Source organism: Massilia sp. AB1, from assembly GCF_018119385.1.
Taxonomy (GTDB): domain Bacteria; phylum Pseudomonadota; class Gammaproteobacteria; order Burkholderiales; family Burkholderiaceae_D; genus Telluria.
Genome location: NZ_JAGKSG010000107.1, coordinates 1 through 1229, shown reverse-complemented (window position 1 = coordinate 1229; position 1229 = coordinate 1). Strand labels below are relative to the sequence as shown.

Here is a 1229-nt window from a genome sequence, read left to right as displayed (position 1 = left end):
TGAATCGCCACGAGTTTTCTAGACACTCGCGAGCCGCTGGAAATACTGCTTTTCGTACTCGACCGGCGACAAGTCATTGCTGAAGCTGTGCCGGCGCTTTGGATTGTAAAACATCTCGATGTAATCGAAGACATCCTGTTTTGCTTCGTCCCGAGTGCCGTAGGTCTTGCGTCGGATCCGTTCCCGTTTCAAGAGCTGGAAGAAGCTCTCGGCCACGGCGTTATCGTGGCAGTTTCCTCGTCGGCTCATGCTTTGCTGCAGATTGTGCTGGTCCAGGAAGTCGCGCCAGTCGTAGCTGCTGAACTGACTGCCCTGATCAGAATGCACCATCACCGTATTCTTGGGCTGCCTACGCCAGACGGCCATTAAGAGCGCATTCATCGCCAGCTCGCGATCGATGCGTGAACTCATCGACCAGCCAATCACCTGGCGCGAGAACAGGTCCAGTACAACGGCCAGATAGAGCCAGCCTTCGTAAGTGCGAATGTACGTGATATCGGTTACCCAAACGCGGTTGGGTTCCTGCACGTCGAACTGGCGCTGCAAATGATTTGGCGCCACCAGCGAAGGGGCGCCGCCGCGTTTGTATTTCCGCTTGGCGTAGCCGGTTTGCGAACGAATTCCGGCCGACCGCATGAGACGATGGACACGATTAACGCCGCATTGTTCACCGAGCTCGCGCAGATCGTCGCTGACCTTGCGATAGCCGTACACGCTGCCGCTTTCCAGCCATGACTCCTTGATGGGAACTAGGAGGCGCTTGTCTTCCTTGGCTCTTTCGCTTTCAGGGTTCAGGCGCCAGGCATAGAAACCGCTCGGGTGCACCTCGAGAACTTTGCACAGCCGGCGCACCGGAAATTGGTCCTGTAACTGAGCAATTAAGGTGTACCTTACCCGGACGTCTTGGCAAAGTACACCGCGGCCTTTTTCAATATGTCACGCTCCTCCGTAACACGCTTGAGCTCGGCCTTCAGGCGCCGCATCTCGTCGGACTGGGCATCGACAGCCTTGCGCTCCGCCTCAGGTACGCCATAGCGCTTCGTCCAGGCGTACAAACTGTGGATGCTTATCCCGAGCCGTGCCGCTACTTCGCTCGCTGGGTGACCGCCCTGCGCCACCTGCTTGACCGCTGCAATCTTGAATTCCTCTGTGTACCGCTTACCGCTCATATCTTCTCCTTGTGCCCGATATTATGGCTCAAGAGTGTCTACGATAGTCGTGGCGATTCA

At 56.6% G+C, this 1229-nt stretch carries 1 protein-coding gene; it reads right to left on the bottom strand.

Annotated features, from left to right (window positions below):
* Positions 1-18: 18 nt before the first annotated feature.
* A protein-coding gene (locus J8847_RS24000; RefSeq protein ID WP_211527196.1) for an IS3 family transposase occupies positions 19-1169 on the bottom strand; the annotation gives its coding sequence in 2 pieces (ribosomal slippage) (positions 19-929 and positions 929-1169; 1152 coding nt in all).
* Positions 1170-1229 lie beyond the last annotated feature (60 nt).